The sequence below is a fragment of the Streptomyces sp. NPDC044002 genome, assembly GCF_056434525.1.
Map to the genome: position 1 here is coordinate 44860 of NZ_JBWKEZ010000005.1, position 20902 is coordinate 65761.

Here is a 20902-nt window from a genome sequence, read left to right on the forward strand (position 1 = left end):
ATGAGAAAAACAAAAAAACAGGAAACGTGCCCCCCCCCCCCCCCCCCCCCCCCCCCCCCCCCCCCCCCCCCCCCCCCCGAGGCCCGGGATCGGGGGCGGCCGACCACCACTATATGGGTATGATTTCCATTACCAATAACTAGTGGCCAGAGAAAGACGGGTACCGCCCATGTCCGCCCACTGCCAACTGACCGGCGCCAAGCCAGGGTTCGGCAACAACATCTCCCACTCCCACCGGCGCACGTCGCGCCGCTTCGACCCGAACATCCAGCACAAGCGCTACTGGCTGCCCAGCGAAGGCCGCCACGTCCGCCTGACCCTGAGCGCCAAGGCGATCAAGACGGTGGACTCGATCGGCGTCGAAGCGGCCGTGGCCCGGATCCGGGCACGCGGAGGCAAGGTCTGATGGCGAAGAAGAGCAAGATCGCGCAGAACGAGAAGCGGAAGGCGATCGTCGAGCGGTACGCCGCCCGGCGCGCCGAGCTGAAGGCGATCATCGGCAGCCCCTCGTCCGCCGACACCGAACGGCAGGCCGCCGCCGCAGAGCTGCGGCGACAGCCCCGCGACGCCAGCGCCACCCGCGTGCGCAACCGCGACAGCGTGGACGGCCGCCCGCGCGGCTACCTCCGCAAGTTCGGGCTCTCCCGGGTCCGCGCCCGCCGGCAGGCCCATGCCGGATTCCTTCCGGGAGTGACCAAGTCCTCCTGGTGATCCGAGCCAGGTGACGCCACAGCCGTGCACCGCACCCCACCGCGCAGACCCGGTGGGGTGCTCCGGCAGAGGGCACTGCTACGAGCGAGATCCACCCTAATTGAAAACGGTCGTCGTTTTCATGTAGGCTCGCGTCCAGCACGCTCCCCACCTCACAGGAGATTCCGATGGCCGTCCCCAAGCGGAAGATGTCCCGCAGCAACACCCGCCACCGCCGGGCCCAGTGGAAGGCCACGACGCCGCAGCTCGTCCCGATCACGGTGGACGGCTCCGTGTACCAGGTCCCGCAGCGGCTCGTGAAGGCGTACGAACGCGGCCTTCTGCGCCCCGAGGGCTGAACCGGTGGCACGCACGACCAGCACGCCGCTCCCGGTCACCGTCCTGTCCGGGTTCCTCGGGGCCGGCAAGACCACCCTGCTCAACCACGTACTGGGCAATCGCGAGGGCCTGCGCGTCGCGGTCATCGTCAACGACATGAGCGAGGTCAACATCGACGCCGCACTCGTCCGCGGCGGCGGGGCGGCCCTGTCGCGCACCGAGGAGCGACTGGTCGAGATGACCAACGGGTGCATCTGCTGCACCCTGCGCGACGACCTCCTGGAGGAGGTCGACAGGCTGGCCCGCGAAGGCCGCTTCGACTACCTCCTGATCGAGTCCAGCGGAATCTCCGAGCCGATGCCCGTGGCGGCGACGTTCTCGTTCCCGCGCGACGACGGCGCCACCCTGGGGGACCTCGCCCGCCTCGACACCATGGTCACCGTCGTGGACGCGGCGAACTTCCTGCCCGAACTCACCGGCGGCGACGAGCTCACCGCCCGCGGCCTCGACCAGTACGAGGACGACGAGCGCACGGTCAGCGATCTCCTCATGGACCAGATCGAGTTCGCGGACGTCATCGTCCTCAACAAACTCGACCTGGTGGGGCCGCCCGATGTCGCCAGGCTGCGCGCGACGCTCTCTCGGCTGAATCCCGAGGCGAGGATCGTTCCCGCCGTCCGCGGGCAGGTGCTCCTCGAACAGGTACTGGGCACCGGGCTGTTCGACGTCGAGCGCGCCCAGCAGGCGCCGGGCTGGGTCAAGGAGCTCAACGGCGACCACGTCCCGGAGACCGAGGAATACGGAATCTCCTCCCTCGTCTTCAGGGCCGACCTCCCGTTCCACCCCGTGCGCCTGTGGAACTTCGTCACCAAGGGCCTCGACAGCGGCACCTTCGGCCAGATCCTCCGGTCCAAGGGCTTCTTCTGGCTCGCCAGCCGGCCCCGCGTGACCGGCCTCTGGTCCCAGGCCGGCGCCGTCGCCCGCTTCGAACCTTCCGGCGCCCGCGGACCGGACACCGCGCAGGGCCAGGAGCTCGTCTTCATCGGCACGGGCCTGCGCGCCGACGCCCTGCGCGCAACCCTCACCGCCTGCCTCCTCGCCCCGGGCGAAGCCGTGCCCGCCGTGGACGACTTCCCGGAGTGGGAGACGTACGGGATCGACGACGCCTGCGAGCACGAACACCAGCAGGCCGTGGGCGCCGCCGCCTGAAGACTCCGGGCCGGACGGTGGTCGCAGCCACGGCACCGTCCGGCCCGGCCTCACCGGCGAAGTGCGCCCGACACCTGCGTCACCCGCAAGAACCGACCCCTCCTCCTCCAGAGAGAGCCACCATGAAGCCTGGAATACACCCCGCCTACGGGCCCGTCGTCTTCCGCGACAAGGCCGCCGACTTCGCCTTCCTCACCCGTTCGACCGCCACCAGTGACAAGACGGTGGAGTGGGAGGACGGCAACACCTACCCGGTCATCGACGTCGAGATCTCCTCGCAGAGCCACCCCTTCTACACGGGCACCGCCCGTGTCCTGGACACCGCGGGACGCGTCGAACGCTTCGAGCGCCGCTACGGAGGGCGCAAGTGAGCCTCCCCGTCGTGATCGTCGGCGGCATGCACGCCGACGCGCGCAAGGAGACCGTCGAGGACCTGCTGCGTGCCGTGCCGGGAAGCATCGCCCTGCACCACGACCTGTCCTCGGCTGCCGAAGGCAACGTGCTCCGCACACTGCGCGATTCGGGGGGCCTGATGTCCTCCGAGGAGACTCCGCTGGTCAACGACTGCGCCTGCTGCGCGCTGCGCGAGGACCTCGTCCCCGAGCTGGAGCGGCTGGCCGCCGGCGGCCTGACCCGCCTGGCCGTGGTGGAACTCTGGGACTCCGTCGAGCCCAGGGCGATGGCCGAGGTCGTCGCCGCCCACGCCGGTGACGTGCTGGAACTCACCAACGTGATCACCGCGGTCGACCCCGCGCTCGTCCTGCCCTGCCTCGGCAACGGGGACGACCTCGCCGAGGCCGGACTCGCCGCCGCGGCCACCGACCAGCGGACCGTCGGGGACACCTGGGCCCGACAGCTCGAATACGCTCCGGTCCTCGCGATCGCCGACAGCGAGGAGGCCGACGACGAGGACCGGGCCCTGCTCGCCCAGCTGCACCCGACCGCGCGCCAGGTGCCCACCGGCTCCAGCGAACTCACCCGCCTGGCGTTCGCCGGATTCGACGTGGAGACGGCCGCCGCCGCCCAGCACCCCGCCTGCGCCCTCCTCCCCCAGGAGGCCGACGAGGCCGGAGTGGCAACGCTCGTGTGGCAGCGCCGCCGGCCGTTCCACCCCGAGCGGCTCTACCAGGCCCTGGAGGACCTGACGTGCGCCGCGGCCCGCAGCCGCGGCCGGTTCTGGCTCGCCGACCGTCCCGACACCCTCCTCGCCTGGGACGCGGCCGGCGGAGCGCTCTGTGTGGAGAACGCCGGCCCCTGGCTGGCCTCGCTCCCCGACGCCGCCTGGGATCTGGTCCCCGCCATGCGCCAGGCCGCGGCCGCCCTCGACTGGGACCCCGAGCACGGCGACTGCTGCCAGCACCTGGTCTTCACCTCGCCGGGCCTCGACCGCCACGGGATCGAACAGCTCCTGGACTCCTGTCTCCTGACCGAAGCCGAGTACACGGCCGGGCGGGAAGCGTGGAAAAAGCTCCCCGCCGCCTTCGGCCCGTTGCTCGACTCTGTTTCCTGACCCCTGCGCCCCCACTCACCGACAGCCCGCAACTCCACCCCCGTACCCCGAGGAACACACATGGCCCGCCGCCCCTCCCCCAGCAAGCCGCTGAAGTCCCGCCCCAACCCGCTGGACGTCGCCGGAATCACGTACATCGACTACAAGGACACCGACCTGCTCCGCAAGTTCATCTCCGACCGGGGCAAGATCCGCAGCCGCCGGGTCACCCGTGTCACGGCGCAGCAGCAGCGCCGGCTCGCACAGGCCGTCAAGAACGCCCGCGAGATGGCCCTGCTCCCGTACGCCGGCCGATAGGGGACGCCCGTGCGCCCCTCCGCCGCCGCCCCCGGTCGTCTGGCAGGCTGATCGGCATGGCGATCCCCGAGGCCCCCCGGTTCCTCCAGGCGACCCGGCCCGACGCGCTGTCCGCCGGCCTGAAGCGGCAACTGACCGACTGCTGGGTGGCCGTGGTCAACACGGGCGGTGCGGTGATCGCGGCCGATCTGCCGATGCCGCCGGTCAGTGCACGCGAGGTGGCCCCGGCCGTGGAAAGGCTCGTCGCCGGGCTCGATCCGGCAGGCAGCCGCATCCTCATGGCGGCCTACGGGGACACCCTCGCGGGCTGGCTCGTCCTCCGGCGCGACCCGCACCCGCTGGTCGCGCACTGCGGGGTGGTCAACCACCTCCAGACCCGTCCGGGTTTCCGCGGCCGGGGGATCGGCGTCGCGCTGATGGAGCGCGTGCGGGTGGTCGCCCGCGAGGAGATGGGCCTGGAGCGGCTCCAGCTCAGCGCCCGGGCGGGACTCGGCCTGGAGGAGTTCTACGGGAGGCTCGGGTGGGTGGAGGTGGGCCGTTGGCCGGGTGCGCTGCGCGTGGCGCCGGGAGACGACCGTGACGACATCCTCATGAGCATCAGCCTGTGAACCGGCCTGTTCCGGCCGATGCCGGAGCGGATCCGGCCCGTCCCCTGGAGAGTCGGCACAGAGGGGGCCCATGATGGAGGCAAGTTGTACGAACGAACGCTGAGAACAAGCCTGCATTCCTCGTCGGGGAGGCACAGCCGGCATGAGCGAAGCGCCTTTGTACCTGGAACCTCGGCTCAGCGCGGCGATGGCGTCGCTCCTGCGGTCGGGCTCCTTCCTGCGGTCACTCGTGGACGCGCTCGGATCACCGCTCAATGTGGTGCTCCCTGATCAGATCGCTCTGAATCTGGGTGCGTTCCGCTCCGTACTGCGCGGGCATCAGCTCTCGGGCCGGATCTTCTTCGCGCACAAGGCGAACCGGTCGAGCGCTCTGGTACGCCGCCTCACGACGACCGGAGCGGGCCTCGACGCGGCCTCCCTCGGCGAACTGCAGCACGCGCTCGGCTCCGGTTTCACCGCCGACAGGGTGATGGCGACCGGCCCGAAAGACCCGGAGTTCCTCTGGCTGGCCGCACGATCCGGCGCGATAGTCAATGCCGACGGGCCCGGCGAGCTGGCCGAGGCCGCCGGATTCGTCCGGAGTCACGGCCTGCCGCGGTTGCGCGTCCTGCTGCGCCTGTCCGAGTTCGAGACCTCCGGTGCCAGAACGCTCTCCCGCGCGAGCCGGTTCGGCACCTCCTTCAAGGCCCTCGGCCACCTCCTCGACACCCTGGATTCCCACAGGGAGCAACTGGAGCCGATCGGAGTCGGCTACCACCTCGACACCACCAGCCTCGACGAGAAGGCGACCGCGCTCGAAGGCTGCCTGCTCGCCGTGGAGGAGCTGAGGCTGCGCGGGTTCCAGCCGCGGGCGGTCGACGTCGGCGGCGGCTTCGGCATCAGCTACCTGGCCCACGCGGACCAGTGGGAGCGCTACACGAGCGCCCTCACCCAGGCCGTACTGGGCAGGCGCTCCCCCATGACCCGGGGCGGACACGGATACGGTCTGCGCGCCGAGAGCGGCACCCTCAAGGGGGCACTGGGCCTCTACCCCGCCTTCCGCCCCGTCGCGGGGGCCGGATACCTGGACGAGCTCCTGGCCTGTCCCGCTCCCGGCCTCGGCCGTCCGCTGGGCACGCTGCTGCTGGAGAGCCTGTGCGATCTGTACGCCGAACCCGGGCGCGCCCTGGTCGACCAGTGCGGGGTCACCCTGGGCAGAGTGCTGGAGGTGAGGGCGGCGGGCGACGGTCCGGCCGTGGTGCGGCTCGCCGTGAACTCGGGCGACGTCGGGCTGGAAGAGCACGGCATCCTCATGGACCCCGTGCTGCTGCGCCGCGACGGCACCGCGCCCGCGGCCGGTCCGCCCGTCGGAGTACACCTCGCGGGAAACCTGTGCCTGGAGTCCGATCTGATCACCCGCCGGACGGTGTTCCTGCCCGGCCTGCCGCAGCCCGGCGACCTCCTCGCCTTCCCCAACACGGCCGGGTACTGCATGGACTTCACGGCCACCGCGGCCCAGCAGCAGCCCTCGGCCCGCAGGGTCGCGGCCAGAGAGGAGGGCGGTTCCTGGCGCTGGTGTCTCGACGAGCAGTACTGGCCGGTCTCGGAAACGGGGGGACAACGGGCATGAGGTACGACAGCATCACGGAAGCCATCGGGAACACCCCGCTGGTCCGCATAGATCCGCACGTGCACGGGCTGCGCAACATCGACCTGTACGCCAAGCTGGAGATGCTCAATCCCTTCGGCTCCCTCAAGGACCGGGCCGCCTGGAACATGGTCCGCGCTGGGCTGGCGGGGGCGGCCGCGCGCGGCGAGACGATCGTCGAGCTGTCCAGCGGGAACACCGCCAAGGCCCTGGCACTCATCGCCGGCCTGCACGGGCTGCCGTTCAAGAGCGTCACCAACCGGATGCGCATCCCGGAGGTCAAGGACCTCCTCCTGTTGCTGGGCGCCGACATCGAGGAGCTGCCCGGGCAGAGCGAATGCCTCGACCCGACCGCCACCGACGATCCGCTGACCGTCTTCCACCAGCGGCTCAGCCGGCCCGGCAGCCCCCATCTCCACACCGACCAGTACTTCAACCCGCTGAACGCCGAGGCCCACGCGCACGGGACGGGGCCCGAGATCATCGCGGACCTGGACGGACGCGCCCCGGACTGGTTCATCGCCTGCGTGGGCACGGCCGGGTCGTCCACCGGCGTCGCCTCCGCGCTGCGCGCCCACGACCCGGCCGTGCGCGTCATCGGGCTGGTCGGGGAGAAGTCCGACTTCATCCCGGGCATCCGGACGGCTGACGAGGTGCAGGAGGTCGGCCTCTTCGATCCCGCCGTCTACGACGCCGTCGAGACCGTCGGCGCGGACGAGGCCATCGAGGGGATGGTGACCCTGCTGCGCCGCTGCGCGCTGCTCGCCGGTCCCACCGGCGGAGCCGCCTACCTGGGCGCCGTACGCCACCTCCGCCCGCTGGACGCCGGGCTGACGGAGCGCCGCACGGCCGTCTTCATCGTCTGCGACCGGGCGGAGAGCTACCTGGGCTACGTCCGGGCGCGCCGGCCCGATCTGTTCGGCCGCCCGGCCGTCAGGAACTCGCTGACCACCGTGACCGCGGCGGAGCTGAGCCGGGTCACCGCCATCGGCGTCGACGAGGCCCGGAAGTGGATCGGGACCGGATCCCCGCTCGTGGTCGACCTGCGCGGGCCGTTCGCGTACGCCGCCCTGCACATCGACGGCTCCGTCAACATCGTCGACGAGCTCTTCGACGAACTCGTACGGACCGGAATGCCCTTCAGCACGACTCGGCCGGTGCTGCTGGCGTGCCCGGTCGGCGAGAAGTCCGCCCGGTACACGGCCCTGCTGACCCGCATGGGGCATCCCGACGTCCGGAGCCTGGCCGGCGGCATCGTCGCCTGGCGGGACGCGGGCGCACCCCTGGTCCGGGACTGACATGGAAGACCCGGCAGCCGAACTGGAGTCCCTCGCCTCCTGGCAGCGTCCGCTGCGCGCCCAGTTCCCCATCGTGGCCGGCAATCCGGGGCTGGCGTACCTGGACAGCGCCGCCACCTCGCAGAAGCCGCGAGCGGTCCTCGACGCCGTGCAGGCCTACCTCACGACGGCCAACGCCAACGCCGGACGGGGCTCCTACCCGTGGGCGAACAGCACGACCTCCCTGGTGGAGCGGACCCGCGACCGGGTGAAGGAGTTCCTCGGCGATCCGGTCCCGGAACGCTCGTCGGTCCACTTCACGAGCGGGGCCTCCGAGGGGCTGCGCACGGTGGCACGGGACTGGCTGCCGGGGCTCGTCGAGGACGGTGACGAGATCGTCGTCCCGTACGCGGACCACCAGGCGAACCTCGCGCCCTGGCTGGAGGCCCGGGACCTGCTGGCCCGGCAGGGCGTGCGGATCCTCGTACGGGAGCTGCCGTGCCGGCAGGGCTCCGGTGACTACGATCCGCAGGCCCTCGCCCGGGCGGCCGGGCCGCGCACCCGGCTGGTGGCCGCCACCCATGTGCACCACGTATACGGCGCCGACATGAACGTGCACCGCATCCGCGAGGCCGTCGGTCCGGACGTGGCCATCTGCCTGGACGCGGCGCAGAGCGTCGGGCACCTGCCGGTGTCCGCGGCGGGCCTGGACGTGGACTTCCTGGTCTTCTCGGGGCACAAGGCACTCGCCCTGCCCGGAACGGGCGCCGTCTGGGCGCGTGGACTGCGCGGCCCCGCCTTCCGTCCCGGCGGCTGGCGGGGCACCCCGAACACCGTGGGGATCGCGAGTCTGGCGGCCGCCCTCGACTGGCTGGACGCCGCGGGCACCGACCGCATCGAACGCTGGACCACGGCGTTGGCGTCGCTGCTCACCGACGGGCTGAGCAGACTGGACGCGTACGAGGTGCTCGGCTGCCGGACCAGCCTCGCGGCGGACTCCGCCGTGCAGCGCCGGAGCAGCATCGTGACCTTCCGGCACCGGGAGATCAGTGCCCAGGACCTGGGGTTCATCCTCTTCAGCCGCGGTTTCATGGTGCGCTCCGACGACCATTGCCAGGCCGGGCGGAGTGTACGCGACGGCTCCGTGCGCGTCAGTCTGCACGTCTACAACACACCCGAAGAGGTGAGGGAGTTGCTGACCCTGCTCACCGAGCTGCAATGATTTTCATGAGCAGGGCGAGAGTGCGGCGACGGAGGCAGTCCGATCACGATGGGCATGAGCACAACGGTGGCCGCGCAGTGGGTCGAGCGCTGGGAGAGCCAGCAGCAGCGCTACGCGATCGACCGCGAGGAGCGGTTCACGGTCATCGCGGACGTGGTCGAGCACCTCGCGCGCGACCGCCCCGCCCCGCTGATCGTGGACCTGGGCAGCGGGCCGGGAGCGCTGGCCGCCCGCCTCGCCGCGCGCCTGCCGACGGCCGAGGTATGGGCCGTGGACGCCGACCCGCTCCTGCTGGAACTGGGCCGGGCCCACTACGGCACCGCCCTGCGCTACGTCGAGGTGACGATCGGGGCCGAGGGCTGGCTCGACGCCCTGGCCCTGGACCGGCCACTGGACGCGGCCGTGTCGGCCACCGCCCTGCACTACCTGGGAGAAGGAACCCTGCACGAGGTGTACCGCGGGCTGGCCGAACGGCTGCGTCCCGGTGGAGTGTTCGTCAACGGCGACCACATCGGCCCCGACTCCGCGGTCATCCACGACCTCGCCCAGGAGATCGGCCGGCGCCGGTCCGGGCGGTGTCAGACGCTCGCACAGGAGGACTGGGAGTCCTGGTGGGCCGGCGCGACGGCCGACCCCGAACTCTCCGCACTGCCCGAACGGACGGGAGAGCGCGGCCACCCCCACTGCGAGGGCAACGACCTCTCCGTCTCCGGCCACATCGAGCTTCTGCGCGAGGCGGGGTTCGGGCATGCCGGAACCGTCTGGCAGTTCGGCAACAGCCAGGTTCTGGTGGCCGTGCGCTGAGCACGGCCCGGTCGAGCGGCGGCTCAGTGCCTCGGCACACCGCCCGGGAGTGCCGTCCACGCGGCCGCCAGCAGCTCCTTCGTGATCGCGTGCCGCGGCATCGCGAGCAGTTCTCCGGTCGGAGCGGTCTCGACGATGCGCCCGGAGTCGAGGACGGCGATCCGGTCCGCGAGGGCTCCGGCGGCCGACAGATCGTGGGTGATGAACACCAGGCCGAGTCCGTCGCGTTCCCCGAGCCGGGCGAGGACGTCGAGGACGGTGGCCCGGGCGTCCGTGTCGAGGCCGGAGGTGATCTCGTCGCAGATCAGGACCCGCGGCCCGGCCAGCAGGGCCCGGGCCAGGGCCGCGCGCTGGAGTTCGCCGCCGGACAGCCCTCCGGGCCTCCGCCCCGCAAGGGCCTCGTCGAGTCCGAACTCGCCGAGGGTGTCCAGGGCCGTACTGCGCGCGTCCGCCGGGGCCGCGCCCCTCAGCCGCACGGCGCTGCGGGCGACCTGGTCGAGGACCGGGCGGTGCTCGTCGAAGGCGGCCTTCGGGTCCTGGAACACGTACTGCACGGCGCCCAGCTCCGCCCGGCTTCGGGAGCGCAGGCTGCGCGGCAGCGGAGCCCCGTCGAGCAGGACCGTGCCCTCGTACGCGCGGTGCAGTCCCGCCAGGCAGCGTCCGAGGGTGGTCTTGCCGCTGCCGGACCGGCCGACGAGGGCCAGGCACTCCCCTGCCGCGACCGACATTCCGATGCCGGTCAGCGCCACGGACCTCCCTCGTGCGGTGAGGTGCCGGGCGGTCAGGTTCCGCGTCTCCAGACGCACGGGTCCCCGTGGGCGTGGCGTCCGTCCGGCGTACGACCGGTCCGGTTCGAGGCTTTCCAGGACCGACGGGGCGGGCCCGCGGTCCACGACCCGCCCGGCCCGCATCACCACGACCTCGTCGGCCAGCTCCCGTACGACGTCCAGGTCGTGGCTGAGCAGGACGACGGCGATGCCCTGCGCGGCCACGGCCGCCAGCTCCGCCACGACGCCCTGTTTGGTGAGGGCGTCCTGCCCGGTGGTGGGTTCGTCGGCGACGATGACCCGGGCGCCCAGCAGCAGCGCCTGGGCCAGTACGACCCGCTGCTGCTGGCCGCCGGAGAGCTGGTGGGGAAAGCGGCGCAGCACGGTCCGCGGGTCCGGGATCCGGGCGAGCCGCAAGGCGTCTTCGACACGGCGCCGGCGATCGCGGCGGTCCCCTCCTTGGCGGGCGGCGATGTCCGTGAGGAGCGCGCCCACCCGGCGGGCGGGGTTGAGGGCCCCGGCCGGGTGCTGGGGGACGTATCCGACGGGACCCGCGGGTGTGCGGACCTCGCCGTCGACGACGGCGCCGGCCGGGTACTCGCCCAGGAGGGCGAGCCCGGTGGTGGTCTTGCCGCTGCCCGACGGGCCGATCACGGCGGTGATCCTGCCCGTGTGCGCGGCGAGGCTCACGCCGTCGACGATCGCCCGCCCGCCGATCTCCACGCGCAGGTCCCGCACTTCCGCGACGAGGGTCATCGCGTCGCTCCCTTCCGGGGTGTGTGCCGTTGGAGGGCGGCGTCGAACAGGAGGTTGGTGCCCATCGACAGGGCCGCGATGAGCACGGCGGGCACGACCACGGCCCACGGCTGGAGGAAGAGTCCGGTGCGGTTCCGGTCGACCATCACCGCCCAGTCGGAGGCGTCGGGCTGGACTCCCACGCCGAGGAAGGCGGCGGTCGCGACCAGGTAGAGGGCTCCGGTGAGCCGGATGCCGGCATCGGCGGCGAGGGTGCGGCGCACGGAGCGGGCCACGTAGCCGATGGCCGTCCGCCACCAGGTTTCGCCCTGCATGCGCAGCGCTTCGACGGCCGGCCGGGAGGAGACCTCCACCGCCGCCGCGTGCACGACGCGTGCCGCGTCCGGTACGGCGGCCAGTGCGACCAGGACGGTCAGTCCGGCGGGTCCGGGCGTGAGGGTGGCCGCGACGAGCAGCACCAGCAGGAGGGAGGGGACCGCGATGACCACGTCCAGGGGCCGCATCAGTGCCTCCTCCAGCCAGGTACGGCGGGTGAGGGCCGCGGTGAGGCCCAGGGGTACGGCGACGAGGTAGGCGAGGGCGGTGGCCGCGATCGCCACGAGGACGACGGAGCGGCCGCCGAGGAGCACCTGCTGCCACACGTCGCGTCCGCTGAAGTCGGTGCCGAGCCAGTGTCCGCCGCCTGAGGAGAAGGAGACCGAGCGGGGGCCGGCCGGACCGGCCACGAGCGGTCCGAGCAGTGCGAGGAGGACGGGCACCACGATGAGTGCGAGTGCGAGGGGGGATCTCGTCGGTCTGTGTGTCACGCCGCCGCCTCGGACCGGGGTGCGAAGCGGCGGGCGGCCAGGTCCGCGGCGAGGTTGACCAGGACGGTGACGGTGCCGAAGACCACGGCCATGCCCTGGACGACCGGGATGTCACGGGCCGCGACGGCCTCTATGAGCACGGTGCCGAGGCCCGGGATCACGAACAGGGCCTCCACGACGATCACTCCGCTGAGGAGCCAGTCGCAGGTGCGGGCCAGTTGCTGGGTCGCGGGGGCGAGTGCGCCCGGCAGGGCGTGGGTCCAGGTGATCCGGGCGGCGGAGATGCCGTAGCGACGTGCCTGGGCCACGTACGGCGATGCCATGGCGTCGATCATCCCGGCGCGTACGAGGCGGCTGATGGTGCACACGGGCCGGGACAGCAGCACGACGACGGGCAGGACCAGGACGGCGGGCTCGGTGAAGGGGTCGGCGCCGACGGCAGTGGGCGGCAGCCAGCCCAGCCACAGTCCGAAGAGCGTGGCGAGCAGGACCCCGACGGCGAATTCCGGTACGGCGTGCACGGCGAGGGTCAGGGCGCTGACGGTCCGGTCGAGCGGGCCTCCCTCGCGGCGGGCGGCCAGGACCCCGAGCCCCACGGAGAGCGGGACGAGCAGGGCGACGGTGGCCACGGCGAGGAGGAGGGTGGGGCCGAGTCCCGCGGTCAGGTAGCCGGTGACGGGCCGTCCGCTGATCAGGGAGGTGCCGAGGTCGCCGTGCAGGAGGCCGGCGGCCCAGTCGGCGAGGCGGTCGGCGGCGGGCCGGTCCAGACCCATCGTCTCGCGGATGCGTGCGATGCGGGCGGGGTCGGGCTGGTCCCCGGCGAGGGCGACGGCCGCGTCACCGGGCAGCGCTTCGGTGAGGGCGAAGACGAACAGGACGACGGCCGCCGTCTGCCCCAGGCCGAGGAGCAGGCGGCGGCCGGTCCAGGAGAGGTGCGGTGTCACGCGAGCCAGATCTTGTCGAAGCGGGCCCAGTCGAGGGTGTTGGCGGGGGCCGTCTTGGACACCCCGTGCACCTTGGGCGTGGTGGCGATGATCCAGTCGGCGAAGCCCCAGATCAGGAAGCCGCCCTCGTCGTACAGCCGACGCTGCATCCGCTCGTAGAGGGCGGCGCGCTGCGTGGTGTCGCGGGTGGACTGGGCCTGCTGGTAGAGGTCGTCGAAGTCCTTCTGCTGCCACTTGGTGGCGTTGGTGGTGGAGCCGGTCAGCAGCCGCTGGGAGATGTGGGACTCGATGGGCATGGCGCCCGACCGGTAGGAGGCGAAGGTGCCGTTGTTCAGGACGTCCTTCCAGTAGGTGTCCTTGTTGCCGACCTTGATCTCGACGGTGACTCCGGCCTTGGCGGCCTGCTCCTTGAAGATGCCGGCGGCCTCGACGAAGCCCGTGGCGGCGGGGGCGGTGTCGAGGGTGACCTTGAGCCCCTCGGCCCCGGCCTCCTTGAGCAGGGCGCGGGCCTTGTCGAGGTCCTGGGTGCGCTGCGGGAGGCCGGCGGGGTAGTACTGGTAGCCCTTGCCGAAGAGGTCGTTGCCGATCTCGCCGGCGCCGGAGAGGGCTCCGTCGACGAGTTCCTTGCGGTCGGCGATGAGGAAGAAGGCCTGGCGGACCCGCGGGTCGTTGAACGGCGGCCGGTCGGTCTTCATGACGAAGCCCTGCATCGCGCTGCCCGGGAGGCGGATGATCTCGATCTTGCCCTTGCCCTCGTGGGTGCGGGCGGTGGCCGGGTTCAGTTCGTGGGCGTACTCGACCTGGCCGCCGAGCAGGGCGCTGACGCGTGCCGACTCCTCCCCGGCGACGACGAATTCGAGCTCGTCCAGGTGTGGGGCACCCTCCCAGTAGGCGTCGTTGCGCTTGACGACGAGGGAGCTGCCCGGCTTGAAGGAGACGAAGGTGAACGGGCCGGATCCGACCGGCTTGTCGAAGGCGGCGGCGTCCTTGGGGACGATGTACGCGCCGAACGCGGCGAGGACGTTGGGGAATTCGGCGTACGGGCGCTTCAGCTTGAACTCGACGGTGGACGGATCCACGGCGCGGCTGGCGTCGAGGTCGATCGGCTCCAGGGACGCCTTGGCGCGGAAGGTGCCCTTGGGGTCCGCGATCCGGCGGTAGCTGTAGAGGACGTCCTCGGCGGTGACCGGCTTTCCGTCGTGGAAGGCGGCCTTGCGCAGGGTGATGCGCCAGGTGTCGAGGGTGTCGTTGGGCTCCCAGCGTTCGGCGAGCCTGGGGACGGCGGCGAGGTCGGCGCCGAAGTCGGCGAGCTTGTCGAAGAGTGCCTTCGCGCGGGCGGCGTCGACGAACAGGTTGGCGGCGTGCGGGTCGAGGGTCTCGTTGGCGCCGCCGCCGGCGAAGGCGGCGCGCAGCCGGCCGCCCCGCTGGGGAGCCCCTTCGGCCGCGTTCTCGGCGTCGGGGGTGGTGGAGCCGGTGCCGCACGCGGCGGTGAAGGCGAGGGCGGTGGCGCCCGTGGCGATGAGGAAGCCTCTGCGGGCGAGGCTGGATCGGGCGTCGTTCATGCGGGAGTGTCTCCGTTGCTGGGGTGGGGCATGAGCCGGGCGATGAGGTGGAGGCGGTCGGAACTCGTGGTCCCGTGCGGTGCCTCGCCTTCGCTCCACGGCGGTTCGGTGCGGGGGCCGGGGCCGTCGTACAGCGCGAGGACCTCGAACCCGGCGGTGGCGAGGAAGTACCGGAGCTCCTGGGGGAAGAGGAGTCTCCAGGCGGAGTGCTGCTCCTCCGGGGGCGAGCCGTCGTCGGCGGTCCAGGTCCTTCGGCGGCGCAGGAGTTGTGCGCCGTGGTCGATCCACAGGGTGGTGCGGGAGGTGTACGTGGTGCCGTGCCGGGCGAAGGAGGCCGTGCGCGGGCCGTCGAGGAGCTCGGTGTTGCCGAGGAAGAAGGCTCCGTTGCGCATTTCGGCGACGAGCAGCCCGCCGGGGGTGAGGTGGGCCCGGCAGCGGGTCAGGAAGGCGGTGAGGTCCTCGTTGGTGTGGCAGTAGAGCAGGGCGCTGTCCAGGCAGACGATCGCGTCGAAGGTGGCTCCGAGGTCGAAGTCGCGCATGCCGGCCAGGTGGTAGCCGGGCCCGGGGTGGTGCGTGCCCGCGTGGGACAGCATGGCCTGCGAGGTGTCGATGCCGGTGACTTCGCGGCCGGCCCGGTGATGCAGCCAGGCGGCGTCGCGGCCGGTGCCGCAGCCGACGTCGAGTACGCGGGGTCCGGCCTCGTGGCGGGCCAGTACGTGCTCGGTCCAGCGGGCGGCGAGCCGTTCGGGGTCGGGGAAGCGTTCCTCGTAGAGCTCGGGGTGGTCGGTGAGCAGGTTGTTGCCGGTGGCGGCTGTCATCGGGTCTCGCTTCGGGGACGGTCGGGGAGGGCGGGGGCCGTCGTCACGTCGGGTGTCCGCCCTACGGGCAGGAGGCGTCGTCGCTGGAGGTCTGTGACGGCGGCGGCCGAGGCCGCGCCCAGGGCGAGGCAGCAGCCGTAGGGCAGCCAGGTCAGGCCGGTGTGGCCGGCGGTGTCCATGGACCAGCCGATGGCGGCGCTGCCGACTGCGGCCGCGAGGCCGGAGACGGCGTAGAAGAGGCCGTAGAACGTGCCGGTCAGGTTCGCCCGGCCGAAGGCCGGTATCAGCTCCATGACGAAGGGCTGGGCGATCATCACGCCGAGGTGCAGCAGCAGGGCCCCGGCGAGCACCGGCAGGAGGCGCAGCGGGTGGGCGGTGGCGGGGCCCGCCACGAGCATCGGGGGCAGGAATCCGAGGCCCATGAGGCCCAGGCCGGTGGCGATCCAGCGCGCCCTGGTCCCCCGGGTCTTCAGGGCTCGGGTGATGCGCAGCTGGAACAGGAGGTTGGCGACGGTCCCGGCGAGGAAGAGCAGGCCGACCGAGCCGCTCCAGCCGGAGGCGTCGGTGGCCGCGCGGGGCAGCAGCAGGTAGAGCTGGTTCTCCAGGCCGTACATGCCGACCATGGCGAGGGAGAAGGCCAGGAACCGGCGGTTTCCCGCGGCTTCGCGCCAGTCGGTGAGGACTCCGGTGTCGGGGGCGGGGACCTCGCGGGCGGGCAGCACCAGCAGCTGGGCGAGGGTCAGGACGGCGAACACGCCGGCCGCGGTGACGGCGGCGGCCCGGAAGTCCACGAGCAGCAGGAGGGTGCCGAGCAGGGGGCCGAGCAGTGCTCCCGTGGTGGCGAAGACGTTGAAGAGGGCGAAGGCCTCGGCCTTGCGATCGCCCGCCTCCTGGGCGACGTACGTCCGCACGGCGGGGTTGAACAGGGCCCCCGCGAGCCCGCTGAGTATGGACGCGCCGATCAGCAGCGGCAGGCTGTCGCCGAGGGCGAACAGCCCGAATCCCACCGTGCGCAGGGCGCAGCCCGTGATGATCACCCCGCGTGCGCCGAGCCGGTCGGCGGCCGATCCGCCGATGAGGAACAGTCCCTGCTGGCTGAGGTTGCGCAGGCCCAGGACCACGCCGACGACGGCGGCCGAGAGCCCCAGGTCGTCGGTGAGGTGGGTGGCGAGGTAGGGGATGAGGAGGTAGAAGCCGGTGTTGACACCGAGCTGGTTGACCAGGAGCAGTCGTACGGCGAGGGGGAAGCTCCGCATCGATCCGAGGATCTTCACCGTACGACCGCCATGTGGGTGCGCCGGACGCCGAGTCCGGCCCGGTCGGCGGCCCGTACGGTGCCGTCGGTTCCGCAGATGCCGGTCCACGGGTCGTCGGCGAGCAGCAGGTGGCCGTCGAGGTCGACCCAGCGGGCCCGGTCGGCGAGGTGCACGGCGGGTGCGATGCCGAGTGAGCTGGCGGTGAGGCAGCCGAGCATGAGGTCGGTGCCGCTGCCGCGCAGGGCTTCGTGGATGCGCAGGGCGGCCCGTACCCCGCCGCACTTGGCGAGCTTGACGTTGACGCCGTGGACGAGTCCGGCGAGGGCGACGGCGTCCGCGTAGGAGACGGCGTCCTCGTCGGCGATGACGGGGACCGGTGACTCCTTGGCCACGCGGGCGAGCGCGTCGGGGGTGCCGGGTGCGATGGGCTGTTCCACGGCGGTGACCCCGAGGTCGGCGAAGCGCGGCAGCAGGTCGAGGGCCTGGCGTTCGGTCCACGCTCCGTTGGGGTCGAGCAGCAGGCTCGCCTCCGGGGCGCCCGTGCGTACGGCTTCCACGCGCGCGAGGTCCTCGGCCGGATCGGGGGATCCCGCTTTGACCTTGAGTGCGGTGAAGCCGCTCACGGCGAGCCGGGCCGCCTGGGCGGCGGCCGGTACGGGCGCGGTGATGCCGATCGTACGGGTCGTCTGCGCGGCCGGCGCGGTGTGCGTCCCCAGCAGGTGGTGTACGGGCCGGCCGGCCCGCTTGCCGACCAGGTCGAGCAGGGCCGCCTCCAGTCCGGCGAGCACGCCCGCCGGCAGCTCGGACGAGCCGGGCAGCGAGTCGGCGGTGTGCGCGTGCCACGCGGTTTCGGGGTCGGGGAGCCGTTCGACGGCGGGGCGCGCCGTGGTGAGGTGCCGCACGATGCGTGCGGTGGGCAGGCCGAGGTAGTCGCTGCTGACCACCTCGCCCCAGCCGGTCATGCCGCCGTGTTCGATCGCGATCCAGACCGCGTCGCGGCGGGCCATCACCGAGCGGGAGATCCGCAGCGGTTCGGCCAGTTCCAGCCCGGTGGTGTGCCAGGTGAGTCTCATGCGGCTCCTCCCCGGGCCGGTGCGGGCAGGTGCGGCCGGGTGGCCGCGAGCGGGTCGAGGACGGTGCGGCAGCGGCTCCAGCCGACGGCCTCGGTGGCGTGCGGGTGGGCGATCTCCAGGGGGCGCACGGCCAGTTCGGCCTGGTCGAGGCCGTGCGCGTGGCAGAAGTCGTCGTCGTAGACGGTGCCGAGGTAGCGGTGCGGGCCGTCGGGGAAGACCGTCGCGACGACTGCGCCGGCCTCGACGCGGGAGGCCCAGGCGGAGACCAGGGCGACGGCTCCGGTGCTCCAGCCGCCGCTGACGAAACCGGTACGGGCGAGCCTGCGGCAGGCGTCGACGGCTTCGGCCGGGCCCACCCAGTGGACCTCGTCGAAGGCGTGGTGGGCGACGTTGCACGGGTGGATGCTGCTGCCGAGTCCGCGCATGAGGCGGGGCCTGGCCGGCTGGCCGAAGATGGCCGAGCCGACGGAGTCGACGCCGATCACCTTCAGGCGGGGCCAGCGGCGGCGCAGCGGGCCGACCAGTCCGGCGCTGTGGCCGCCGGTGCCGACGCTGCACACCAGGACGTCCAGGTGGTCGAGCTGCCCGCAGAGTTCGGCGGCCATGGAGCGGTATCCGGCCGCGTTGTCCGGGTTGTTGTACTGGTCGGGCCAGTAGGCGTCCGGGATCCGGGCCAGGACTTCGCGGAGCCGGGCGATCCGGGCGGCCTGCCAGCCGCCCTCGGGGGCCGGCCGCTCCACCAGCTCCAGCTGGGCGCCGTACGCGCGGAGCAACTGTCTCATGGACGGTTCGAGTTCGCGGTCGCCGACGAGGACGACGGGGTGGCCGAGTGCCTGGCCGGCGAAGGCGAGACCGACCCCCAGGGTTCCGGAGGTGGATTCGACCACGGTGGCGCCCGGGCTGAGTTCGCCGCGCTGTCGGGCTCCGCGCAGCATGGACACGGCGGACCGCGCCTTCATCCCTCCGGCGCCGAGGCATTCGAGCTTGGCCCAGAAGCCGGGGTGGGCGTAGGGCAGTTCCGTGCGGATCCGGGCGATCGGGGTACGGCCGACCAGCGTCAGCAGTTCAGGGTTGGCGCTGCGGGCCGCCGGGCGGTGCAGCAGGGGTGCGAGGGTCACCGGGTGCCTCCGTAGCGGTGGATGACTCCCGGGCCGCCGTCGAGCCAGAAGAAGGGGTAGGGCTCGGCGGACACGGCGCTGACCCCGGCGCCCAGGAAGCGCGGGAGGACCGCGCTGCCGGTCTGCGCGAACATGACCAGGGGCTTCCCGGTGGCGGCGGCGTGGTCGAGCAGCGGCTGGAAGGTTCCGTTCCCGAGGGTCATGCCGGAGGCGAGGACGGCGTCGCAGTGCTCCAGCTCCGCGAGGGCGTCGGTCCGTACGGGCTCGCCCCATTCGGTGGTGCCGCCCTTGAGGTCGCAGGGCACGTATCCGGTGCCGCGCTCGCGCAGCTGTTCCAGCAGGGAGTTGACCACGCCGATGACGAGGACCCGCCGGATCCCGGCCGCCGGAAGCAGATCGGCCACGGCGCGGGCGCGGGCCCTGGACCGGTGCAGGGAGCTGCCGGCCGGGAGGGCGTAGGGGCGGGCGCCGTGTTCGGGCGTGTGGGGGCGTACCCGGCTCAGGTACGCGTCGAGTGCGGCGACCCGCACGGGAAGCAGCGGGTGGCCGAGGAGTTCGGCCACGGATGCCCCGACGCAGTCGTCGAGTGCGGCCGCCGGCAGCGCTCCCGGCTCCACGGCGCAGGACCCGACGGCCGCGTCCAGGCGCAGGCTGAGCACCTCGTTGCGGTATCCGCTGCTGCGGCCGGAGTGCCGGACCGCCTGGGCGGTGGTGAAGGCGAGCGCGATGCGTTCCCGGGCGGGGTCGGGTCCGTAGCTCCTTTTCCACACCTCCTGGATGAGCTGGTCGACGGTGCGCACGGCGGGCTCGCGCAGGGTGGGAGCGGTCATGCGGACACCACCGACGGCAGCACGGCACCCTGCTCCTCGAACGTGGGGCGGAGGTGCGCGATGAGCCGCTCGGCGGCCTCGCGGGCGCCGCCGCCCAGGGTGTCGGCCGTCATGACGTGGCCGAGGTACTCGTTGTTGCTGGTCGCGGCGCGTACCGCACGGCCCGGCTCGGCGAGGGTGAGCTCCAGCACCCCGGGCTGCGCCCGGACCTCGTCGGCGCCCTGGATGCCGGTGAGGGTGCCGGTGGCGTCGGGGAGCAGGAAGGCGATGGCGGCGCTGTGCACTCCGGTCGGGCGCGGCGTGAGGTCGGGCACGCGGCCGAGGGCGACGTCGACGCAGGCGGCGGCCAGGTCGACGCCCGTCACGTGCCGGACCAGTTCGGTGATCCGGTTGCCGGCGGGCCGGGGGTTGACCTCGACCACCTTGGGGCCGTCGGACGTCAGTTTGATCTCGGTGTGGCAGACCACGCGGTCCAGGCCGAGGGCCTTCAGCGCGGCCACAGCCGTGTCGACCGCCTCCCGCTCCGTCTGCGGCGCGATGCCCGCCGGGAACATGTGCCCGGTCTCGATGAAGGCGGGCGCCCCGCCGATGCTCTTGTCCGTGACGCCGACCACGCCGACGGCCCCGCCGAAGGAGACGGTCTCGACGCTGACCTCGGGTCCGGTGAGCAGTTCTTCGAGGAGGACGGAGGGCGTACGGTCCTGCCCGCGCGCGTTGACCGGGAACTCGGCCAGCGCCCGGCAGGCGAGCTCCAGTTCCCGCTCGTCACGGACCTCGCGGACCAGCATCCCGGCGCACAGGTCCACGGGCTTGACCACCAGGGGGTAGCCGATCTCCCGGGCGGCCGCTGCGGCCTGCGCCGTGTCCGTACAGAGCGCGAAGCGGGGGCCGGGTACGCCCGCCTCGGCCAGTGCCCGGCGGGTCAGGTCCTTGCGGCAGGCTCCCTCGACGGCTTCGACGGCCGGGCCGGGCAGTCCCAGCCGGCCGGCGATCCGGGCCACGGCCGGGAGGTAGTAGTCGCAGGAGGAGACGACCCCGTCGAAGGCGAGCACGGCGTGCAGGCGTTCCAGGTGGGGCAGCAGCTCGTCCATGTCGTTGGTGTCCGCGGTGACGATGTTGCGCGCGGCCAGCAGCGGGTGCGGGCCGTCGGGCCCGGCGCCTCGCAGGTAGTGGTGCAGGTCCCGCGTGACGAAGGTGAACTCGTGTCCGCCCTCCCCGATCGCCCTGGGCAGCAGCCTGCTCATCGACCCCACCCAGCTCTCGACAACCAGCAGATGCGCCAAAGGACTTCCTCTCACCATGCCGCCACGACCGTGGGGCATACCTGCGAAGCGGAGGCCTGACGGGAGGCGTCCGCACCGAACCGAGGAGGAAGCTACCCGAAATCGT

Annotated in this window: 22 protein-coding genes; 12 read left to right on the forward strand and 10 right to left on the reverse strand. The window is 72.5% G+C overall.

What is annotated here, in order from left to right:
- Positions 1 to 169 precede the first annotated feature (169 nt).
- From rpmB to AC07A6_RS05255, 12 genes are all read left to right on the forward strand, one after another.
- Complete coding sequence (gene rpmB, locus AC07A6_RS05200) at positions 170 to 406, forward strand: 50S ribosomal protein L28 (RefSeq protein WP_362465035.1); 237 nt, start codon at positions 170 to 172, stop codon at positions 404 to 406.
- Complete coding sequence (rpsN, locus tag AC07A6_RS05205; RefSeq protein WP_478776149.1) at positions 406 to 711, forward strand: 30S ribosomal protein S14; 306 nt, start codon at positions 406 to 408, stop codon at positions 709 to 711. Before rpmB ends, rpsN begins: the two co-directional genes overlap by 1 nt.
- A 167-nt stretch (positions 712 to 878) precedes the next feature.
- Positions 879 to 1049: a 50S ribosomal protein L32 gene (gene rpmF, locus AC07A6_RS05210; protein WP_007267665.1), complete on the forward strand. Its 171-nt coding sequence runs from the start codon at positions 879 to 881 to the stop codon at positions 1047 to 1049.
- Positions 1050 to 1053: 4 nt separating this feature from the next.
- Positions 1054 to 2238, forward strand: a complete 1185-nt coding sequence (locus tag AC07A6_RS05215; RefSeq protein WP_478776150.1) for a GTP-binding protein — start codon at positions 1054 to 1056, stop codon at positions 2236 to 2238.
- Between the two features lie 122 nt (positions 2239 to 2360).
- Positions 2361 to 2609, forward strand: coding sequence for a type B 50S ribosomal protein L31 (locus AC07A6_RS05220; RefSeq protein ID WP_030843780.1), 249 nt, complete (start codon positions 2361 to 2363; stop codon positions 2607 to 2609).
- A gap of 26 nt (positions 2610 to 2635) precedes the next feature.
- Positions 2636 to 3748: a CobW family GTP-binding protein gene (locus AC07A6_RS05225; protein WP_478776270.1), complete on the forward strand. Its 1113-nt coding sequence runs from the start codon at positions 2636 to 2638 to the stop codon at positions 3746 to 3748.
- Between the two features lie 60 nt (positions 3749 to 3808).
- Positions 3809 to 4045 carry a 30S ribosomal protein S18 gene (gene rpsR / locus AC07A6_RS05230; protein WP_478776151.1) on the forward strand — a complete coding sequence of 79 codons (237 nt, stop codon included), beginning with the start codon at positions 3809 to 3811 and terminating at the stop codon, positions 4043 to 4045.
- A gap of 56 nt (positions 4046 to 4101) precedes the next feature.
- Positions 4102 to 4653: an N-acetyltransferase family protein gene (locus tag AC07A6_RS05235; protein WP_478776152.1), complete on the forward strand. Its 552-nt coding sequence runs from the start codon at positions 4102 to 4104 to the stop codon at positions 4651 to 4653.
- Between the two features lie 142 nt (positions 4654 to 4795).
- A complete protein-coding gene (locus AC07A6_RS05240; protein ID WP_478776153.1) occupies positions 4796 to 6262 on the forward strand; it encodes a type III PLP-dependent enzyme domain-containing protein in 1467 nt (488 codons plus the stop codon).
- The gene (locus AC07A6_RS05245; protein ID WP_478776154.1) at positions 6259 to 7578 is read left to right on the forward strand and encodes a pyridoxal-phosphate dependent enzyme; all 1320 of its coding nucleotides are present in this window, start codon (positions 6259 to 6261) and stop codon (positions 7576 to 7578) included. Before AC07A6_RS05240 ends, AC07A6_RS05245 begins: the two co-directional genes overlap by 4 nt.
- Position 7579: 1 nt before the next feature.
- The gene (locus AC07A6_RS05250) at positions 7580 to 8779 is read left to right on the forward strand and encodes an aminotransferase class V-fold PLP-dependent enzyme (protein ID WP_478776155.1); all 1200 of its coding nucleotides are present in this window, start codon (positions 7580 to 7582) and stop codon (positions 8777 to 8779) included.
- A 48-nt stretch (positions 8780 to 8827) separates the two neighbouring features.
- Positions 8828 to 9583, forward strand: a complete 756-nt coding sequence (locus AC07A6_RS05255; RefSeq protein WP_478776156.1) for a class I SAM-dependent methyltransferase — start codon at positions 8828 to 8830, stop codon at positions 9581 to 9583.
- A 23-nt stretch (positions 9584 to 9606) separates the two neighbouring features.
- Here AC07A6_RS05255 and AC07A6_RS05260 read toward each other — a convergent pair whose 3' ends face one another.
- Genes AC07A6_RS05260 through AC07A6_RS05305 form a run of 10 tightly spaced genes read right to left on the reverse strand, consistent with a single transcriptional unit; the run spans position 9607 to position 20796 of the window.
- Positions 9607 to 11106, reverse strand: coding sequence for an ABC transporter ATP-binding protein (locus AC07A6_RS05260; protein ID WP_478776157.1), 1500 nt, complete (start codon positions 11104 to 11106; stop codon positions 9607 to 9609).
- A complete protein-coding gene (locus tag AC07A6_RS05265) occupies positions 11103 to 11912 on the reverse strand; it encodes an ABC transporter permease (RefSeq protein WP_362465062.1) in 810 nt (269 codons plus the stop codon). The genes AC07A6_RS05260 and AC07A6_RS05265 overlap by 4 nt, the downstream gene beginning before the upstream one ends.
- Complete coding sequence (locus tag AC07A6_RS05270) at positions 11909 to 12865, reverse strand: ABC transporter permease (protein ID WP_478776271.1); 957 nt, start codon at positions 12863 to 12865, stop codon at positions 11909 to 11911. The genes AC07A6_RS05265 and AC07A6_RS05270 overlap by 4 nt, the downstream gene beginning before the upstream one ends.
- Positions 12853 to 14418 carry an ABC transporter substrate-binding protein gene (locus AC07A6_RS05275; protein WP_478776158.1) on the reverse strand — a complete coding sequence of 522 codons (1566 nt, stop codon included), beginning with the start codon at positions 14416 to 14418 and terminating at the stop codon, positions 12853 to 12855. Before AC07A6_RS05275 ends, AC07A6_RS05270 begins: the two co-directional genes overlap by 13 nt.
- Positions 14415 to 15236: a class I SAM-dependent methyltransferase gene (locus AC07A6_RS05280; protein ID WP_478776159.1), complete on the reverse strand. Its 822-nt coding sequence runs from the start codon at positions 15234 to 15236 to the stop codon at positions 14415 to 14417. The genes AC07A6_RS05275 and AC07A6_RS05280 overlap by 4 nt, the downstream gene beginning before the upstream one ends.
- On the reverse strand, positions 15233 to 16510 hold the full coding sequence (locus AC07A6_RS05285; protein ID WP_478776160.1) for an MFS transporter: 1278 nt from the start codon (positions 16508 to 16510) through the stop codon (positions 15233 to 15235). The genes AC07A6_RS05280 and AC07A6_RS05285 overlap by 4 nt, the downstream gene beginning before the upstream one ends.
- A complete protein-coding gene (locus tag AC07A6_RS05290; RefSeq protein ID WP_478776161.1) occupies positions 16507 to 17565 on the reverse strand; it encodes a dipeptide epimerase in 1059 nt (352 codons plus the stop codon). The genes AC07A6_RS05285 and AC07A6_RS05290 overlap by 4 nt, the downstream gene beginning before the upstream one ends.
- The gene (locus AC07A6_RS05295) at positions 17562 to 18683 is read right to left on the reverse strand and encodes a PLP-dependent cysteine synthase family protein (RefSeq protein WP_478776162.1); all 1122 of its coding nucleotides are present in this window, start codon (positions 18681 to 18683) and stop codon (positions 17562 to 17564) included. Before AC07A6_RS05295 ends, AC07A6_RS05290 begins: the two co-directional genes overlap by 4 nt.
- Complete coding sequence (locus tag AC07A6_RS05300) at positions 18680 to 19513, reverse strand: Rossmann-like domain-containing protein (protein WP_478776163.1); 834 nt, start codon at positions 19511 to 19513, stop codon at positions 18680 to 18682. The genes AC07A6_RS05295 and AC07A6_RS05300 overlap by 4 nt, the downstream gene beginning before the upstream one ends.
- Complete coding sequence (locus AC07A6_RS05305; protein ID WP_478776164.1) at positions 19510 to 20796, reverse strand: ATP-grasp domain-containing protein; 1287 nt, start codon at positions 20794 to 20796, stop codon at positions 19510 to 19512. Before AC07A6_RS05305 ends, AC07A6_RS05300 begins: the two co-directional genes overlap by 4 nt.
- Positions 20797 to 20902: the final 106 nt, after the last annotated feature.